This window comes from Thioalkalivibrio sp. ALJ15, assembly GCF_000383695.1.
GTDB lineage: Bacteria > Pseudomonadota > Gammaproteobacteria > Ectothiorhodospirales > Ectothiorhodospiraceae > Thioalkalivibrio.
On sequence record NZ_KB912057.1, the window covers coordinates 539069 to 556718 of the forward strand.

A 17650-nucleotide genomic window follows, 5' to 3' on the forward strand; every position below is an offset into this window, starting at 1 on the left:
TCACCACCGGCGGGATACCGCGCCGCTTTAAGGAAACACTGATGAATATACACGCTCGCGTTGGTACCCCAGGTTTTCCGAGACAAGGCGCGTCGTGCAGCGGGTAGTGGTTCTACCCGCCCGCTTTTGATTGATTCGGGGCGCAACGCAGGATCGGGGAACCTGGGGTGCCAACCCCGAAGCGTGGGAACAGCGGCGTTGCGCCTCCTTTGTGCAGAATGACTGCACGGCAGTCACCGCGCCTTGTTCGCACGCAAAAGCGACGAAGCAGCGAGCGTGTATATTCATCAGTATTTCCTTAAGGACCACATTCCGGCGCTGCGGTTCCCAGCCCCCAACCCTGCCGGCCCCCTCCCATCAACGCCATTCTTCCCGCATACTGCCAGGCCATTCCTACGGTCCCGGCCGATGCCCTCCGCACCCTTGCCCGAAAACGAGCAGGCACGTCTGGAGGCAGTGCACCGCCTGCCCCTGGAAACCAGCGACCACGACCTGTTTCGGCCGCTGACGCGGCTCGTCGCGCGCCACTTCGACGTCCCCATGGCCACGGTCACGCTGGTCGACGAGCAATGCCAGTGCTTCATCGCGCCACAGGGTCCGCTCGGGGCCGGCACGGAGCGCAGCATCTCCTTTTGTGCACACGCTCTGGCCCGGCCGGATGAACTCCTGATCATCGAGGATGCCACCGCAGACCCGCGTTTTACCGACAACCCGCTGGTCCTCGACGAGCCCGGCATCCGCTTCTACGCCGGGATCCCGCTGACACCCGAGCCCGGGCTTGCAGTCGGCAATCTGTGCATCATCGACACGCAACCACGCCGCTTCCGTTCAGAGGAGGCGACGGATCTGCGCGAATTCGGCGAAATCGCCACCTCGTTGCTGCGCGAGTACCTCGCGCGCCGCGACCTGGGGCACAGCCGCAGCGCACTGGATGCCCAGGGCCAGCGTCTCGCCGCCGTACTCGAAACGGCCGCGGCCGGCATCATCCAGATCGACCACACTGGCCATATCGAGCAGTTCAATTCGGCGGCCGAACGACTGTTCGATTACCCGGCGGATCAAGTCCTCGGGCACAACGTATCCATGCTGATGCCGTCACGCTGGGCCCACGAACACGACGACTACCTGCGTCACTACCGCGAAACGGGGCAAGCGCGGGTGATCGGCAGCGGGCGCGAGGTCGAAGGGCTGCGCCGCGACGGTTCCACCTTTCCGATGCAGCTCGCGGTCAGCGAGGTTCGAATCGAAGAGCAGCCCCACTACATCGGTATCGTCACGGACCTCACCGACCTGCGCGAGAGCCAGCGCCGCGAACTGGCGGAGGCCGAACGGGCCAATCGTGCCAAGTCCGAGTTTCTCTCAAACATGTCCCACGAGCTGCGCACCCCACTGAACTCCATCCTGGGGTTCTCCCAGCTGATGCGGGCCGACCGGGCCCACCCACTGCCCGAGCGCCAGCAGCGCCAGGTCGAGCACATCGAGCGCAGCGGACACCACCTTCTGGCCCTGATCAATGACATCCTGGACCTGTCCCGCATCGAGGCAGGGCAAATCGCGTTGTCACTGGAGCCTACGGATCCCGCCATGACCCTCGCGGAGTGCCGCGGCATGATCGAGGGCGCGGCCAGCGAACGGGGCATCCAGCTGGACTTTCCGCCTCCGGAACCCGCCCTGCCCGCCGTACAGGCCGACCGCACACGGCTCAAGCAGGTACTGCTGAACCTGTTCAGCAATGCGATCAAGTACAACCGCGACGAGGGCATCGTGCGCGTCCACGTGACCCCCATGCCCGACGGACGCGTGGAATTCCGTGTCCGGGACACCGGCCTGGGGATCCCCGAAGACCGCCGTGCCGAACTGTTCCGGCCCTTCAGCCGCCTCGGGCACGAGACCGGCGCCATCCAGGGCTCCGGAATCGGACTGGTCATCACTCGGGAGCTGGTGCGACACATGGGTGGCGAACTCGAATACCGAAGCCAGGAGGGCGAAGGCACGGAATTCTTCTTCACCCTGCCCATGACCAGCGCCGCCGAGCGTCCAGCGACCCAGGAACACACAACCCGGTCGCTCGACGATGCACCGAGAACGGACTTGTGCCGGCGGGTGCTGTATGTCGAGGACAATCCAGCCAATGTCAGCCTGATGCAAGAGATCCTGGCGCTTCGCGACGGGATCGAACTACAGACGGCGGGAAGCGCTGAGGAGGGCCTGATGCTCGCCCGGGAGAACCCCCCGGATCTGGTGATTATGGACATCCACCTGCCCGGGATGAGCGGGACCGCGGCCGCCCGCCTCCTGCGCGCGCGTCCGGAGACCCGGGAGGTCCCGATCATCGCCCTGAGTGCCGATGCCACGCGTGAGGCCGTCGATGACGGGAACCAAAACCCAGATTTTGTGACTTACTTCACGAAACCCTTGGATATAGCGCGGTTCCTCGCGGCCCTCGACCCACTGCTCGAACCTCGCGCGGATCGCACGGACGCCGATGATTACACCCGCTGACAGCCCCCGCGATGCCCGCATTCTGATCGTGGACGACAACCGGATGAACGTGGATCTGCTTGGGGCCATCCTCGAGGGGGCCGGGTTCCGGGATATCGCCAGCGAAACCAGCGGGGAACGCGCGGTGGAGCGCTGGCGCGAAGAACCCTTCGACCTGTTGCTGCTGGACATCCGCATGCCCGGCATCGACGGCCACGAGGTGATGCGCCAACTGAACGGCGACCTGGCGGAGGGCGACTGGCTGCCGGTCATCGTCCTGACCGCGCAGATCGACCCCCAGACCCGGGAACAGGCCCTCGCCGCCGGGGCGCTGGATTTCATTACCAAGCCGTTCAACACCACCGAGGTGGTGCAGCGGATCGACAATCTCCTGCGGGTCCGGGCGCTGCACAACGCCGCCCACGATCGCGCCGAAGACCTGTCGCGCAGCCTGGCCGACCGTGTGCGCACCCTGCAACGCACCGAACAGGACCTCGAACACCTGGCCCACCACGACCCGGCTACCGGCCTGCCAAACCGGCATTCACTGCTGCGTTTCATTGACGGGACCATCGAGACCGGCAGCGCCCTGGACCTGGTCATGGTGCACGTCCGTGGTCACGAGGCAGTGGAACGTCTTGAGGGCTATGCCGCGGCCGACCTGATGCTGCGCGAGATCGGCCAGCGGCTGCGCCTGGCCCTGGAAGATCAGACCCCGGGGCGAGTACTGTGCGGCATCTGGGGCAGTTCCACATTGCTGCTCGCCGTGGCCAGCAGCGAGAGCATTGCCACCAGCACCCTGCAGGACTGCCTGGATGCCTCGATGGCGCACCTGCGCCTGGGGCGCTACGAGATCACCCCCAGTGCCTCCGCCGGACACGTCCGGGCCCCCGATCATGGTCGCGACACTGAGGAACTGATCCGCCGGGTCTCGCTGACCCTGGCCAAGGGCGAACGCCGCGGGAGCGAGTGGCTCAGCTTCGACCCCGTACTGGAGCAGGCTGCACGCCGACGCCACCAACTGGAATACGGTCTGACGGTCGCCCGCGAGCAAGACCAGTTCCACCTGCTTTACCAGCCCAAGATCGAGCTCGCCAGCCGCTGCCTGGTCGGGTTCGAGGCCCTGATGCGCTGGGAGCATCCGCGTCTTGGGCTCATCTCGCCGGCGGAGTTCATCCCGCTGGCGGAGAACACCGGGCGTATCGCCGAGCTGGGAGAATGGGCCCTGCACGAGGCACTGGCCGCCGCCCGCCGCTGGCGCGAGGCCAGCGGGCACTGCCCGCCGATCGCGGTCAATGTCTCCACCCAGCAATTCGCCGCCCTGACCCGATCCGGCAGATCGCTGGTGGATGCAGTGGAAAGCGCGCTGAAGGCCAACGGCCTGAACGGCAGCGCACTGGAGATCGAGATTACCGAGACTGCGGTAATGCACGACGTGGACGCGGCAGTAGAGGAACTTCGGGCCCTTAGGGCCCTCGGGGTATCGATCGCGATTGATGACTTCGGTACCGGCTACTCATCGCTGGCGTACCTGCGTCGCCTGCCGGTTACGGCCATCAAGATCGACCGCAGCCTGATAGACGGCGTATCCGCGAACCCGAGCATGGACACTCTGGCCCGCGCCATCCTGTCGGTGGGGCGCGGGTTCGGCCTGACCACCGTCGCCGAGGGCATCGAGACCGAGGCCGACGCACGACACCTGGCGAAGCTCGGATGCCCGATTGGCCAAGGATACCTCTACCACCGCCCGCTCGCCGAGACGGACGCAAGCGGTCTGCTGGGCCGAGCCTGCGCCTGACATCCAGCCGCTCCCCCGCGCTTGGCGGTAGACGGCCACGCTTGTCAATCAGGCGCTGCGCACTTCCAGGCGATCGGCGTTCTGGTAGCCGCGCGGCAGCTGGCGCCCGCGCCGGGCGCGCTCGCCCACGTACTCCGCCCACTCCGTCGGGGCCAGCGCCTTGAAGCGCTTGCCGGCATGCACGACCAGGGTGTCCTGCGGGCCCAGCACGGCCACGCCGAGCACCCGCTCGGAGCCGTCCTTGAGGGCGGCGGAAGGGATGCCAATCAGCTTGTTGCCCTTGCCGCGCGCCAGTTCCGGCAGCTCGGTGGCCGGGAACAGCAGCAGGTAGCCACGCGTGGTGACGACGGCGATGTGATCCTCGTGCGGGTTGCGCACCGAGGCCGGCTGCAGCACAGCGGCCCCGTCAGGCACGGTCAGCACGTTCTTGCCCGCCTTCTGCCGGCCCAGCAGATCACCCAGCTTCGCGACGAAGCCGTAGCCGTGATCCGAACCCAGCAGCCAGCGATCTTCCTCCGCCCCGGTGGCCAGGCCGACAAAGCGCGCGCCCTCCGGCGGGTTCACACGGCCGGACAGCGGCTCGCCCCGCCCGCGCGCGGACGGCAGGGTGTGAGCGGGGATGGTATAGGTGCGGCCGGTGGAGTCGATGAACGCGACCGGCTGGTTGCTGCGCCCGGTGACCGCGGCCTGGAAGGCATCCCCGGCCTTGTAGCTGAGCCCCTGGGCATCCACGTCGTGACCCTTGGCCGCGCGTGCCCAGCCCTTCTCCGACAGCACAATGGTCAGCGGCTCGGTGGGCACCAGCGCGGACTCGTCCAGTGCCTGCGCGGCAGCGCGCTGGACCAGCGGCGAGCGGCGCTCGTCGCCGTAGTCCGCGGCGTCCTTCTCGATCTCGCGGCGCACCTGGGTGCGCAGGCGACGCTCGGACCCAAGGGTCTTCTCCAGCTGATCGCGCTCCTTGGCCAGTTCGTCCTGCTCGCCGCGGATCTTCATCTCCTCGAGCTTGGCCAGGTGGCGCAGCTTCAGCTCCAGGATCGCCTCGGCCTGGATGTCGGACAGGCCAAAGCGGCTCATCAGCTCGGGCTTCGGCTGGTCGTACTCGCGGATGATCGCGATCACCTCGTCGATATTGAGATAGGCGATCAGCAGGCCTTCCAGCACATGCAGCCGCGCCTGCACCTTTTCCAGGCGCCATTGCAGGCGCCGGCGCACGGTCTCGATGCGGAAGGTCAGCCATTCGCCCAGCAGCCCGGCCAGGTCGCGCACCTGCGGACGGCCGTCGAGGCCGATCACATTCATGTTCACGCGGTAGGTCTTTTCCAGGTCCGTGGTCGCGAACAGATGCGCCATCAGCGCCTCGACATCGACGCGGTTCGAGCGCGGGGTAATCACCAGGCGGGTCGGGTGCTCGTGGTCGGACTCGTCGCGCAGGTCCTCGACCATCGGCAGCTTCTTCGCGCGGATCTGGCTGGCGATCTGCTCCAGCAGCTTGGCCCCGGAGACCTGATGCGGCAGCGCGGTGACCACGATGTCGTCACCTTCGCGTTCATAGCGCGCCCGCGCGCGGATCGAGCCCTGGCCGGTCTCGTAGACCCGGCTCAGTTCGGCGGGCGGGGAGATGATCTCGGCCTCGGTGGGAAAGTCCGGCGCCGGCAGATGCTCGCACAGCTCCGCGACAGTCGCCTTCGGGTGCTCCAGCAGGTGCACGCAGGCCGCGGCCACCTCGCGCAGGTTGTGCGGCGGGATGTCGGTGGCCATGCCCACGGCGATCCCGGAGCCACCGTTCAGCAGCACGTTCGGCAGCCGGGCTGGCAGCACCTTCGGCTCGTCCAGCGCGCCGTCGAAGTTCGGCACCCAGTCCACCGTGCCCTGCCCCAGCTCCGAGAGCAGCAGCTGCGCATAGCGCGACAGGCGCGATTCGGTGTAACGCATCGCGGCGAAGGACTTGGGATCGTCCGGCGAGCCCCAGTTGCCCTGCCCGTCGACGAACGGGTAGCGGTAGGAGAAGGGCTGCGCCATCAGCACCATCGCCTCGTAGCATGCCGAGTCGCCGTGCGGATGGAACTTGCCGAGGACGTCACCGACGGTGCGCGCGGACTTCTTGTATTTGGCCGTGGCCGAGAGCCCCAGCTCGCTCATCGCGTAGATGATGCGGCGCTGCACGGGCTTGAGCCCATCGCCGATGTGCGGTAGCGCACGGTCCAGGATCACGTACATGGAGTAGTCCAGGTACGCCTTCTCGGTGAAGTCCTTCAGCGGCAGCTGCTCGCCACTGTTGGCGAACAGGCTGGGGGTCTCGATATCGGTCATCGGCTCTCTCGAAGGGCGAATGGATCACCATGGCGGCCTTTTACCGCTCGCCCGGCCCGCGTACTGTAGCGATCACACCGCCACCATTCCATTCCCGGGGAGAATGCCGTGCTGGGTACCGGCTGGATTGCCAGTATCACTGCCGTCGCCGCCTTTGCACTGGCCGCCGCCAGTGTGATGCACGCATTGCTCCAGCGCCGCGAGACCGGGACCGTGATCGCCTGGGTCGGGCTGATCGTACTGCTGCCGGTGGGGGGCTCGATCCTGTACTGGATGTTCGGAGTCAACCGCATCCGCCGCCGCGCCCACGCCCTGCGCGAGGGCCATCTGCTGGTCGACCCCGCGGCGCGCGACGCCGACGGCCCGGGCATTCCGCCCCGCTGGAGTCGCCTGCTGGGCTGTGGCGACCGGCTCGCGCCGTTTCGCGCCAGCGCCGGCAATTCGGTCCGACCGCTGACCGATGGGGACCAGGCCTATGCGGCGATGCTCGAGGCAATCGACCGCGCGTCCCGCAGCATCACCCTGGCGACCTATATCTTTGACTACGACGTGGTCGGGCAGCGATTCGTGCGCCACCTGAAGGCCGCCCACGACCGCGGCGTCGAGGTGCGCGTCCTGATCGATGGGATCGGCGCCCGCTACAGCCGCCGCAACACCCTGCGCTTCCTCAAGCGGGCCGGCATCCCGGCCGCCGCCTTCATGCCCGTACACCACCTGCCGCGGACGCTTGCGGCGTTCAATCTGCGCAATCACCGCAAGATGCTGCTGGTGGATGGCGAGCACGGCTTTACCGGAGGCATGAATATCCGTCGCGGCCACAGCGCGAGCGACCCGGGCCCACACCCGATTCAGGACCTGCACTTCGAGGTCCGCGGTCCGATCTGCCTGCAGTTGCAGCGGGTGTTCGCGGAAGACTGGCAGTTCAGCACGCAGGAGGCGCTGGAGGGCCCGCCCTGGTTCCCGGAGGAGACGCGCCTGGCAGGTGCCCAGTTGTGCCGCGCCCTGCCGGACGGCCCCGATGAAGACTTCGAGGTGCTCAAGTTCACCCTGCTGGCCGCGATCGCGGAGGCGCGCGAGCACGTTACCGTGGTCACGCCCTACTTCCTGCCCGACCTGGAACTGCTGGGGGCGCTCAAGGCCGCGGCCCTGCGCGGCATCGAGGTCGATCTACTGCTGCCGGAACGCAACAACCTGCGCCTGGTCGAGTGGGCCGCCCGTCCGCTGCACGGCGAACTCCTGACCCGCGGCTGCCGCATCTGGTTGACGCCGCCCCCGTTCAATCACTCCAAGCTGATGCTCGTCGACGGGGAATGGGCCCTGGTGGGATCGGCCAACTGGGACCCGCGCAGCCTGCGCCTCAACTTCGAGTGCAACCTGGAATGCGTGGACCGCGACCTGGGGCAACAGCTGGCCGACTGGGCCGAGGATCTGCGCTCGCGCTCCCATCGACTGACCCTGGAGGATGTCCACGCCCGCCCCTTGCCCGCTCGTCTGCGCGACGGGGCCGCGCGGCTGCTGACGCCGTACCTCTAGATGCCCCAGCGCGCGCAACCCGACGCTGCTTGTGCTTAACTCGAAAACAGAGAAAGGGATTTCCGCCATTTCAGGGGGTCGATGGTGAATGGTCCATTGATCGCAGCGCTCTATCTGCTCGCCGGGCTGTGTGTCTACGCCACAGCCAGCCACCTGTTGTATGCCGCCCATAGCCTGAGGCGCACGGAACATCTGTTGTTCGCCGCCATGTGCCTGCTGATAACGGGCGCCGCGATCAGCATTGCCCTTTCCTATCAGGCACCGTCCCTTGAGGCCTATACCGGTCCCATCAAGGCGTACTACGCCCTGATCGCCCCCGTCTATGTGCTGTTCGCGGCGTTCATCGCCCGCTATACCCAAACCCCCGCCCGGGGCCTGCTCGCGGCACTGGCGATATTGACGGTTGCCATGTGGGTTGCCAACGCGCAGCAACCGCACGGGCTGCAACTGGGCGAGGTCGCCGAACTACGCACGGTGACCCTCCCCTGGGGCGAGACGCTGGCACTCGCGACGGGAACCCCCAGCCCATGGTTTCTGCTGGGCCTGGCCGGACTGCTACTGGTGTTCGGCTTCGCGATTTGGGCCCTGCTACGCCAGTGGCGTCGCGAAGGTGGCAGCGGCCCGCTGGTCCTTTTCGCCGCCATGGCGGTCTTCCTCGCAGCCACCGCCCAGGGCGCACTGGTGCGCCTCGGCGTGCTCGACTCGGTCCCACTGTCGGTATTCGGTTATCTGGGCATGATCCTGGTGATGAGCCTGGTACTGCACCGGGAAACCCAGGAGCGCACCCGCGAGTCCGAACACCGCTTTCGTGATCTGGTGCAACAGGCCCCGATGGCCGTGGCGGTTCTCACGCCCGAGAGCCGGGTGCGCCAGGTGAACGCCGCCTGGGAAACTCTTCATGGACGTGACGGCGAGCGCGTGCGCGATTCCAGCGTGCTGCACCGTCCCGACCCCATCGATGGGCGCATCACCGATGCCATCCGGGCGGCTGCACAGGGCCAGCGTCAGTTGATCGAACCCTTCGCCTGCTACATGGGGGCCGATTCCGCGACGAAGCAGGCGGGCAGCCGCTGGCTGAAGGGGTGCGTGTATCCCCTGAAGAATCACCGGGGTGAGGTACAGGACATCGTGGTGATGCAGGAAGACATCACACTGGCGCGCCGCAGCGAAGACGCACTGCGCGTGATCGCTCAGGGTTTTCGCGCCCACGACCGGGAGAGCTTCTTCCAGAACCTTGTGCTTCGGCTAAGCGAGGTCTTTCGCGCCAACTATGCCCTGGTGGGCATCAACATGGCGGACAGGCCCGGTTACGTCGAAACCGTCGCGCTTTCCCAAGATGGAGAACTCGGGCAGAACATCCACTATGCCCTGGCCAACACCCCTTGCGATGAAACACTAACGAGCGGTCTGTGCGTCTACCCGGATGGCGTTCAGGAACTGTTCCCACACGACCACCTCCTCGTCGAGATGGAGGCACGCAGCTATCTCGGGGCCCCCATGCTCGACAGTCAGGGACGCGAACTCGGACACATCGCGGTCCTGAACCGCTACCCGCTGGACGAAACCGAACAGGCAGCGGGCATCCTCGAGATCTTTGCCGACCGGGCAGCGGCCGAACTCGAGCGACTGGAAGGTGAGGAGCACATCCGGCGGCTCGCCTATCACGATCCGCTGACCGGACTGGCCAATCGGATCCAGTTGCACGACGCCCTAACCCAGGATCTGGACCTGGCACATTACGGGGGCCAGCATGGCGGGCTCATCCTGATCGATCTGGACCATTTCAAGACGATCAACGATGCCCTGGGGCACGCGGTCGGTGACACCGTGCTGGCCGCGGTCGCCGACCGCCTGCGACAGAACGCGCCCGCACAGGCCCTGGTGGTGCGCCTGGGCGGGGACGAGTTCGCCACCCTGATCCATCCCCGGCGCGCATCGCGCCAGGCGATCGAGGCGACGGTCAACGACGCGGCCCAACGGCTGCTGGATGCCCTGCAGCACCCGATCGTGGTGGGAGAGCGCACCTTCAGTGTCGGCGCCAGCCTGGGCTGCGTGCTGTTCCCGGACGCGGGGCAGACCTCATCGGATGCCTTGCGCCATGCCGACATCGCGCTGTACCAGGCGAAACGGGCCGGACGCGGCGGGGTGCAGTTCTACCGCCATGCGCTGCAGGACGAGGCCCGTGCACGGCTGCAGATCGAGGAGGGGCTGCGCCAGGCCCTGGCGAATCACGAGATGCACCTGAGTTACCAGCCGCAGTTCGATGCCCAGGAGAACATGATCGGTGCCGAGGCGCTGCTGCGCTGGACACACCCCGAGCTGGGCTCGGTCGGGCCGGCGCTGTTCATCCCGATCGCCGAGGAGACCGGGCTGATCCACCCTATCGGGACCTGGGTGGTCGAACATGTACTGGAAAATCTGCGGGACTGGCGCGCGCGGGGTCTGCCGCTTCCGCCCCACGTGGCCATCAATATCTCGCCCTGGCAGCTGGCCCGCCCCGATTTCGTCGAGCAGCTCAGGGAGCGCGTGCAGGCCGCCGACCTGGAACCCAGCCGCATCACCCTGGAAGTGACCGAGTCGGGACTGCTGCGTGACCTGTCCGATGCCATTGGGAAACTTCGGGTGCTGCGCGAGTTCGGCGTCCAGGTGGCACTGGATGACTTCGGCACGGGGTATTCGTCTCTGGCCTACCTGCGCGATCTGCCACTGGACGAACTCAAGATCGACAAGTCGTTCATCGATGAACTCGTGGACAAGGGCGAGCAGATGCTCATCGAGAACATCCTCGATATCGGCCACAACATGGGCCTGCGCGTGATCGCCGAGGGCGTGGCCCAACAGACCCAGCGCCAGCGGCTCCTGGCACTGGGTTGCACGCATTTCCAGGGATTTCTCTACGGCCAGCCGATCGCGGAAGACGAGTTCCCGGCCTGGCTGGAACGAAACGCCAGCCCGGCAGCGCAACGCCAGAGCTGACCCAGCGCTGACTACGGGGCTTCCAGCCCAAGACCGCAGCCCAGCGGCCCGCGCCGCCGATGCCGTGTGTTCGACCGGCTGGCGAGGCTGGTATCGACCTGCTCGTACAACACGATCCCGCCGCCCCCGGCCTCCTTGGCCGCATACATCGCACGATCCGCCTGCAGCAGCAGACCTTCCGCGTCGGCACTGTCATGCGGGTACAGAGCTGCTCCCATGCTCAAGCCCACCTGCACGGCCTCGTGGTTGACCTCGATGGGCTCGGCAAAGCGTTCGATCAGCTTCAGACCGACCCCGAGCAAGGCATCCGGGGCATCCATGTTTTCCAGCAGAATCACGAACTCGTCTCCCCCCATGCGGGCGACCACATCGCACTCGCGCACCCCCTCGCGCAGACGCCCGGCCACCGTCACCAGCACCACATCGCCCGCGTCATGGCCAAGCCGGTCATTGATTGGCTTGAACCCGTCCAGATCGCAGACCACCAGGGCCAGCCCCGTGTTGTTGCGCTGGGCACGGCGCAGCGCATGGCACAGGTGCTCGTTAAAGAGACTGCGATTGGCCAGCCCGGTCAGCGAGTCATGATGGGCCTGATGCCACAGGCGCTCCTCCGAGGCCTTTTCCAGGGTGACATCCCGCACCATCCCCAGGACCTGCAGGGGGCGGCCGGTGTCGTCACGGGCGATCTCGCCTTCCACGCGCACATGGCGCACCCCGCCATCCGGCCGCACGACCCGGTGATCGACACGATAGACCGCTTCGCTGGCAAGGGCCTGGTTGATGGTCCGGCGCACGCGGGTGCGGTCATCCGGGTGCACGGCGTGGATGTAGGACTCGAAACCCGCCTCGTCCAACCCGGGGTCCAGCCCGAACAGCTCGAACACATGAGCGGACCAGTTCAGCTGCCCATTGCGTATGTCCCAGTCCCAGAACCCTGCGCCCGCACTGCGCTGCGCCTCCTCCAGGCGCGCCGTGGTCTCCTCGAGCTCCGCCGTTCGACGCGCCACGGCGGCCTCGAGACCCCCCTGGGTCTCGCGCAGGCGCGCCTCCACTCGTTCGCGCTCGCGCAACTCGTCCTGTAGTGCCTGGTGATTGCGCTGCAGGCGGTGGCGTACGCGAGCCCCCAGCAGCATGATCAGCAACGCCGCCAGACCGGTGGCCCACAGCATCCATTCCTGGCTTTGTTCATGGCGTTGCGCCATGACCTCGATCGCACGCGTATTGTCCCGGTGGAAAGCCTCCAGTATGCGCTCCATCTGACCCAGGACTTCTTCCTGCACCGGCATCAAGTCGGCATACAGCATGCCCAGGGCCTCGTTACGGTCCCCGACCAGGGCGAGATCGACGATGTCTTCCAGAAGCGGGGCGCCGATGGAAGTCAGCTCGCGCAATTCCTGCATGCGCTGGCGCTCCGCGGTCTCGGTGGTCTGGGCCTCCGCCGCCGCCAGTGTCTCCACGAACTGGGGCGCGAGGTCGCGAAACTCCCGGTGATAGCGCTCCTGCAGGGCGGTGTCCTCCGCGCTCACCACCAGCGATGCGCGCAGCACACGCTCGCGCACCAGGCTGCGCATGCGGTGGACATGATCAACCCTCTGGATGTGTTCTTCGGTGAGGGTCTGGATATCCTGCTGCAGGTGTTGCACCCGCAGCCAACTGAACACCGCGATCGCCGCGACCAGCAGAATCACCAGCGCAAACACGCTGGTGATTCCCGGGACACGCGGGCGATCGACGGACACGATCAGCCCACCGACCTTCCGGCTGCCAGTGCCTTCGCCCGCGTGATCGTCGGATCGTCACCGACCGTCCGGCAGGTCTGAGTCCAGTCCTTGACGCGCATGCTGTCTCCCTGTGTGATCGTGAGTCCGCACGACCACACGCGAGAGTGCCCCGGGATGGCGCCAAACTCAAGAGGGGACGGGACACCCATCGATAACCCCGAGACCCGGGCGGCGCTGTCCCGGGCCTACACTGCCACGCACTATTGCATCGAGGCCCCCGGGCAGACGTTGCTCCTGCGCATCGGTCAGCGCGATCCGCGTCTCGAGGCCGCCGTGCAGGCACAGGGGGTGAAGCAGGCCAGCTTGCTGACCGCATGGAACCCGCGCAGCGACCCCCTGCCGGAACCGGAGAACCGCGCACGCCAGGCCCGTCTCGAGCGCGAGCTGGCGCAGGCCGGCTGGCGCTGCTGGCCCACGGTCCACCGGGACCCGGCCGGCCGCTGGCCCGACGAACCCGGCTGCTGTGTGCTGGGGATGGGCGCCGCCGAGCTGGATACCTGGATGGTCGGGTTCGACCAGAACGCGGCTGTGGTAATCGAACCTCCCGGCACGCCGCGTCTGGTCTGGCACCCGGCCCTGCGATCGGCCGGCTGAGCCCCGGCCGCTCCCGACTGCCCGACCGGCAATGACCCTACTGCGGCATCAGCGGACCACCGGAGGCCACGATGATGGTGACCAGCCCGATCAGGGTGTTGATACCCACCAGCCGGCGGATCTGGCCCAGACGGCGCAGGCCTTCCGCGGTGTCACTGGCCGCGATCGCCTGGCGCATACGGCGGTACGGGGCGAATACCACATGGGCGAAGATCGCCATCATGATGAGGCCCAGCGCCAGCATCGTGTGCACACTGGGATGCACGCTGTCCATGCCGCCAAACACCAGGAAGATCATGTGGAAGCCGGTGATCAGCAGCGCCACGACCGCCGCCCACACCCAGGGAAAGAAGCGCTGGAACACCTCTTCCCACAGGCGCAGCCGCGCCATGTCGTCGAGCTGCCGTGCCGCCGTCGGCCGCAGGAACATCCAGGCGAAGAACATCCCGCCAACCCAGATCACGACCGCCAGCACGTGCACCACGGTGGCCAGTGCATACCCTTCCATATTCCGCTCCTTGTCCGTTTCGGATGATTCCGTGGCGCAGTGTAGCCGGGCACAGCGGACTCTGCCGACCCCTGTCTCGCCAGTCACCATCCGGCGCTGCCCTCGCGGACTCTTGCAGCGGCGACGTCCCAAGACGACGATCGACCAATGATCGCCGCGATCCTGAGCGCTACGCTGGAACTCGCCCTGACGGCCGCCCCGTGGCTGCTACTGGGCCTGGCCGCGGCCGGACTGGTCAAGGCCTTCCTGCCAGAGGTGGCGCTGCAGCGCTGGCTGGGCGGCACGGGTCTGGCACCGACCGCCCGCGCCGCCATTGCCGGGGCACCCTTGCCGCTTTGCTCCTGCGGGGCGATCCCGACCGCCCTGGCACTGCACCGGGGCGGCGCCGGACGGGGCCCGACCACGGCGTTCCTGATCGGTACCCCGGGCGTGGGCGTCGACTCGGTGGCGATCAGCTATGCCCTGCTCGGCCCCCTGATGACCGTCGCCCGGGTCGCCGGCGCCGTGGTGACGGCCATCGCCACGGGCCTGCTGGTCGGGCGCACGCGCGCTCCCGCGGCGCATGCGGACAATACGCGGACGTCACAAGACTGCTGCACCGCGGCTTCCTGCGATGGAGGGGGCTCACCATCCGCCACGGCGCCGGGCCCATGGACGCGCCTGCTGGAGGGCCAGCGCTACGCATTCGGCGACGTGCTGGATGACATCCGTCTCTGGCTGGTGATCGGACTGTTCGTTGCCGGGGCGCTGCTGGCCCTGGTGCCACCGGCCGCACTGGCGGAATATGGCAGCGGGCTGCCGGCAATGCTGCTGCTCGCCGTGATCGGCATCCCGATGTACCTGTGTGCGACCGCGGCCACCCCCATCGCGGTCGCCCTGCTGGCGGCTGGAGTTTCTCCTGGCGCCGTGCTGGTGTTCCTGCTGGCCGCCCCGATCACCAGCCTGGCGACCCTGGGGGTGTTCCGGCGGGAACTGGGCAACGCGGCCCTGAGTCTTTATCTATTGGGTATCGGCGCCAGCACCGTGGCACTCGGGCTGGCACTGGATGCCGGACTGGGCATGAGCGGGTTGAGCCCCGCGATCACCCCGGGCAAGGCCACCGAATGGATACCGCCCACCGTCGAATGGGTGGCGCTGGCCGTGCTGGTGGTGCTCGCCCTGCATCCGCTACGCTGGCGCCTGCCTGCCCATGCCTAAGGAGCCGTGATGTCCAACCGTTCAATCGGGCTCGATGACCGCCTTCAGGCCTATGTACTGGATCGCTCGCTGCGCGAGTCCAGCCTGCTTGCGGAGCTGCGCGCCGAGACCGCGGGGCTGCCGGAGCACAACATGCAGATCGCCCCCGAACAGGGACAGTTCATGGCCCTGCTGGCGCGCCTGGTCGGGGCCCGGCGCTACCTGGAAGTCGGCACCTTTACCGGCTACAGCGCGCTGGCGGTGGGGCAAGCCCTCCCCGACGACGGCGAGGTGATCTGCCTGGATCACAGCGAGACCTGGACCGCGATCGCCAGGCGCTACTGGGACCGGGCCGGTCTGGCCGCGCGCATGGACCTGCGCCTGGGCGATGCGCGCGCCAGCCTGCGCCAGCTGGAGGCTGAAGGACAGAGCGATCGCTTCGATCTTGCGTTCATCGACGCCGACAAGACCGGTTACCCGGAGTACTTCGAGGCCTGCCTGCGCCTGGTCCGCCCGGGCGGACTGATCATGGTGGACAACACCCTCTGGCATGGCCAGGTGGCGGACCGGCACTGCGATGACGAGGACACCCGGGCCATCCGCGACTTCAACCAGGCGCTGCATCGCGACGAGCGCATCGACCTCTCGCTGGTGCCGATCGGCGACGGCCTGTCCCTGGCGCGTCGCCGCTGATCGTCAGGCCGCGCGCGAATCAGGCGATCAGCGACAAAGCCCGTCGCCAGACAACCCCCGGCGACAGATCACGCGCCGCTCCACCCCGGTCACCGCCCAGCCATCGTCGCGTTCACGAAGTGTCAGCCGGTATTCATGGTCGCGCACGGCGTCATCGCGCAGGTTCTTGACGAAGACCTCGGCCCGCTCGCGGCGCTGATGGTGGATCTCCAGACTGGAGTAGTCCGTACCCAGGCCCTCGCGCCAGCCGCTGGCCTCCACCCAGTCCATCACCGCGCCCCCCGGCGTGGCGGCCGGTTCGAGCTCCGGGATCTCGAGCGTCTTGCGCTCGGTCGGCTGCGGCTGGAACACGTCCGTCGCTCGCTTTTGCTCAGAGGGGAATGGCGCACAACCCGCCAGCAGCCCGCCCAGCAGAAGCGCCCCGATTAGTCGTCTGTCTATCATGGCTGGTACCCCATCACGTGTCTCGCGTCGCAAATCCATCATCCACTGCAACAAATTCCACCGCACGAACGTCTTATCATCACATGACCACAAGCCCATTCCCACGGGGGATACGATGATGGACCACATCCGCACGACAGGACTCGCCCTGGTGGCCGCGGCCGCGCTGGCACTCAGTGCGCCGCTCGTGCTGGCCGAGGAGCAGGCCGCCGAGGACGAAACCGCAACCGAAATGGAAGAGCTGCGCGACGACTGGGCGCAGACCCGCGAAGAAATCCAGGCCGATGCCGAACGCGACGACGAAGCAACCCGCTCGCGCACCCGCGAAACCCTGGATGCAATGGACCAGCAGCTCACCACCCTGCGCGAACGCACGCGCGAGGGCTGGGATGACCTGAGCGATGCCACCCGCGAGCGCCGAGAACGGGCCTACGACGGACTGGTACGCGAACGCGACAACCTGGCCGAATGGTCCGCCGAGACCCGCGAACGTTCCTCCGGTGCCTGGCAGGGTGTGCGCGAAGGCGCCCGCGATGCCTGGGGTGGCGTTCGCGATGGCTCGCGCAAGGCCTGGGGCTCCGTTCGTGATGCCGTCCGCGGGGATCGCCCGCCGGCCGAGCAAGGCGAACCGGGCACGCAGGAAAATCCCGCGGACCCGGACGACCCGGCGATGCAGACGGATTGAACCAACGGACGGACTGAAATGGTACTCGTCACAATGAGGGTTGAATGAAGCCAAGCCGACACGGACGCCGGCCCGTCATGTTCCTTCCGGCCCTGGCCGCGCTGCTCGCCGGCGCGGTCCTGGTCGGTTGCGACGGTCTGCCAGGCCTGGACGCGACCCCGGAACACCACCAGCGCGACTGGGACAACGAGACCCTGCAATACGGCGAACGGCTGTACATGCAGAACTGCGCGGTATGCCACGGCGAGAATCGCGAGGGCGCGGAGAACTGGCGCCAGCGCGACGCGGACGGCTACATGCCGCCCCCGCCCCTGGATGGCCGCGCCCACACCTGGCACCACCCCTACTGGCAGCTCAAGGACATGATCCGCTACGGCGCCGAAGCGCGCGGCGGGGCCATGCCCAGTTTCGAGGACACCCTGTCCTACGACGACGTAGAAGCGATTATCGCCTTCATACAGGCGCAGTGGCCCGACGAGATCTTCGAGGCATGGATCCGCTACGACCAGAACCACCCGACCCAGGAGGCCTGGGAGGAAGAGATGGGCGAGCCCTGGGTCACTCACGTATCCGATCCGCGCAACCCTTCGACCGGGCACGAACATCACTAAACAGTGCTCAACCGGGACCTCACGCAAGCCACACCGCCCCCAGGAATTACGCTCACTCGG

The 17650-nt window shown here is 67.2% G+C and carries 13 protein-coding genes; 9 read left to right on the top strand and 4 right to left on the bottom strand.

Translation table 11 applies throughout. The features are described 5' to 3' along the window. Positions 1-408 precede the first annotated feature (408 nt). Positions 409-2502, top strand: coding sequence for an ATP-binding protein (locus G015_RS0106185; protein ID WP_028490893.1), 2094 nt, complete (start codon positions 409-411; stop codon positions 2500-2502). After that, positions 2486-4279, top strand: a complete 1794-nt coding sequence (locus G015_RS0106190; protein WP_020146321.1) for a bifunctional diguanylate cyclase/phosphodiesterase — start codon at positions 2486-2488, stop codon at positions 4277-4279. Before G015_RS0106185 ends, G015_RS0106190 begins: the two co-directional genes overlap by 17 nt. A gap of 48 nt (positions 4280-4327) precedes the next feature. On the opposite strand, the gene parC is transcribed toward G015_RS0106190, so the two are convergent. Continuing rightward, positions 4328-6589, bottom strand: coding sequence for a DNA topoisomerase IV subunit A (gene parC / locus G015_RS0106195; RefSeq protein ID WP_020146322.1), 2262 nt, complete (start codon positions 6587-6589; stop codon positions 4328-4330). 108 nt (positions 6590-6697) lie between these two features. Between parC and G015_RS0106200 the strand changes: the two genes are divergently transcribed. Together G015_RS0106200 and G015_RS0106205 are read left to right on the top strand one after the other, a co-directional pair. Then, a complete protein-coding gene (locus G015_RS0106200; RefSeq protein ID WP_020146323.1) occupies positions 6698-8122 on the top strand; it encodes a phospholipase D-like domain-containing protein in 1425 nt (474 codons plus the stop codon). A gap of 81 nt (positions 8123-8203) precedes the next feature. Then, positions 8204-11098, top strand: coding sequence for an EAL domain-containing protein (locus tag G015_RS0106205; protein ID WP_020146324.1), 2895 nt, complete (start codon positions 8204-8206; stop codon positions 11096-11098). Between the two features lie 11 nt (positions 11099-11109). On the opposite strand, the gene G015_RS0106210 is transcribed toward G015_RS0106205, so the two are convergent. Next, positions 11110-12837, bottom strand: coding sequence for a diguanylate cyclase domain-containing protein (locus tag G015_RS0106210; protein WP_019592149.1), 1728 nt, complete (start codon positions 12835-12837; stop codon positions 11110-11112). Positions 12838-13107: 270 nt separating this feature from the next. Between G015_RS0106210 and G015_RS0106215 the strand changes: the two genes are divergently transcribed. Then, positions 13108-13473, top strand: a complete 366-nt coding sequence (locus G015_RS0106215; RefSeq protein WP_020146325.1) for a DUF3293 domain-containing protein — start codon at positions 13108-13110, stop codon at positions 13471-13473. Positions 13474-13510: 37 nt separating this feature from the next. On the opposite strand, the gene G015_RS0106220 is transcribed toward G015_RS0106215, so the two are convergent. Next, a complete protein-coding gene (locus G015_RS0106220) occupies positions 13511-13981 on the bottom strand; it encodes a CopD family protein (protein ID WP_018138561.1) in 471 nt (156 codons plus the stop codon). Positions 13982-14128: 147 nt separating this feature from the next. On the opposite strand from G015_RS0106220, the gene G015_RS0106225 reads away from it, so the two are divergent. After that, positions 14129-15178: an SO_0444 family Cu/Zn efflux transporter gene (locus G015_RS0106225; RefSeq protein WP_020146326.1), complete on the top strand. Its 1050-nt coding sequence runs from the start codon at positions 14129-14131 to the stop codon at positions 15176-15178. Between the two features lie 9 nt (positions 15179-15187). Then, positions 15188-15850, top strand: coding sequence for an O-methyltransferase (locus G015_RS0106230; RefSeq protein WP_020146327.1), 663 nt, complete (start codon positions 15188-15190; stop codon positions 15848-15850). A 27-nt stretch (positions 15851-15877) separates the two neighbouring features. Here G015_RS0106230 and G015_RS13605 read toward each other — a convergent pair whose 3' ends face one another. Next, positions 15878-16294, bottom strand: coding sequence for a hypothetical protein (locus G015_RS13605; protein ID WP_038038635.1), 417 nt, complete (start codon positions 16292-16294; stop codon positions 15878-15880). A 115-nt stretch (positions 16295-16409) separates the two neighbouring features. Here G015_RS13605 and G015_RS0106240 point away from each other — a divergent pair, with 115 nt between their 5' ends. Both G015_RS0106240 and G015_RS0106245 read left to right on the top strand, forming a co-directional pair. Beyond that, positions 16410-16979: a hypothetical protein gene (locus G015_RS0106240; protein WP_018993752.1), complete on the top strand. Its 570-nt coding sequence runs from the start codon at positions 16410-16412 to the stop codon at positions 16977-16979. 77 nt (positions 16980-17056) lie between these two features. Continuing rightward, positions 17057-17590: a cytochrome c gene (locus G015_RS0106245; protein ID WP_020146328.1), complete on the top strand. Its 534-nt coding sequence runs from the start codon at positions 17057-17059 to the stop codon at positions 17588-17590. Positions 17591-17650: the final 60 nt, after the last annotated feature.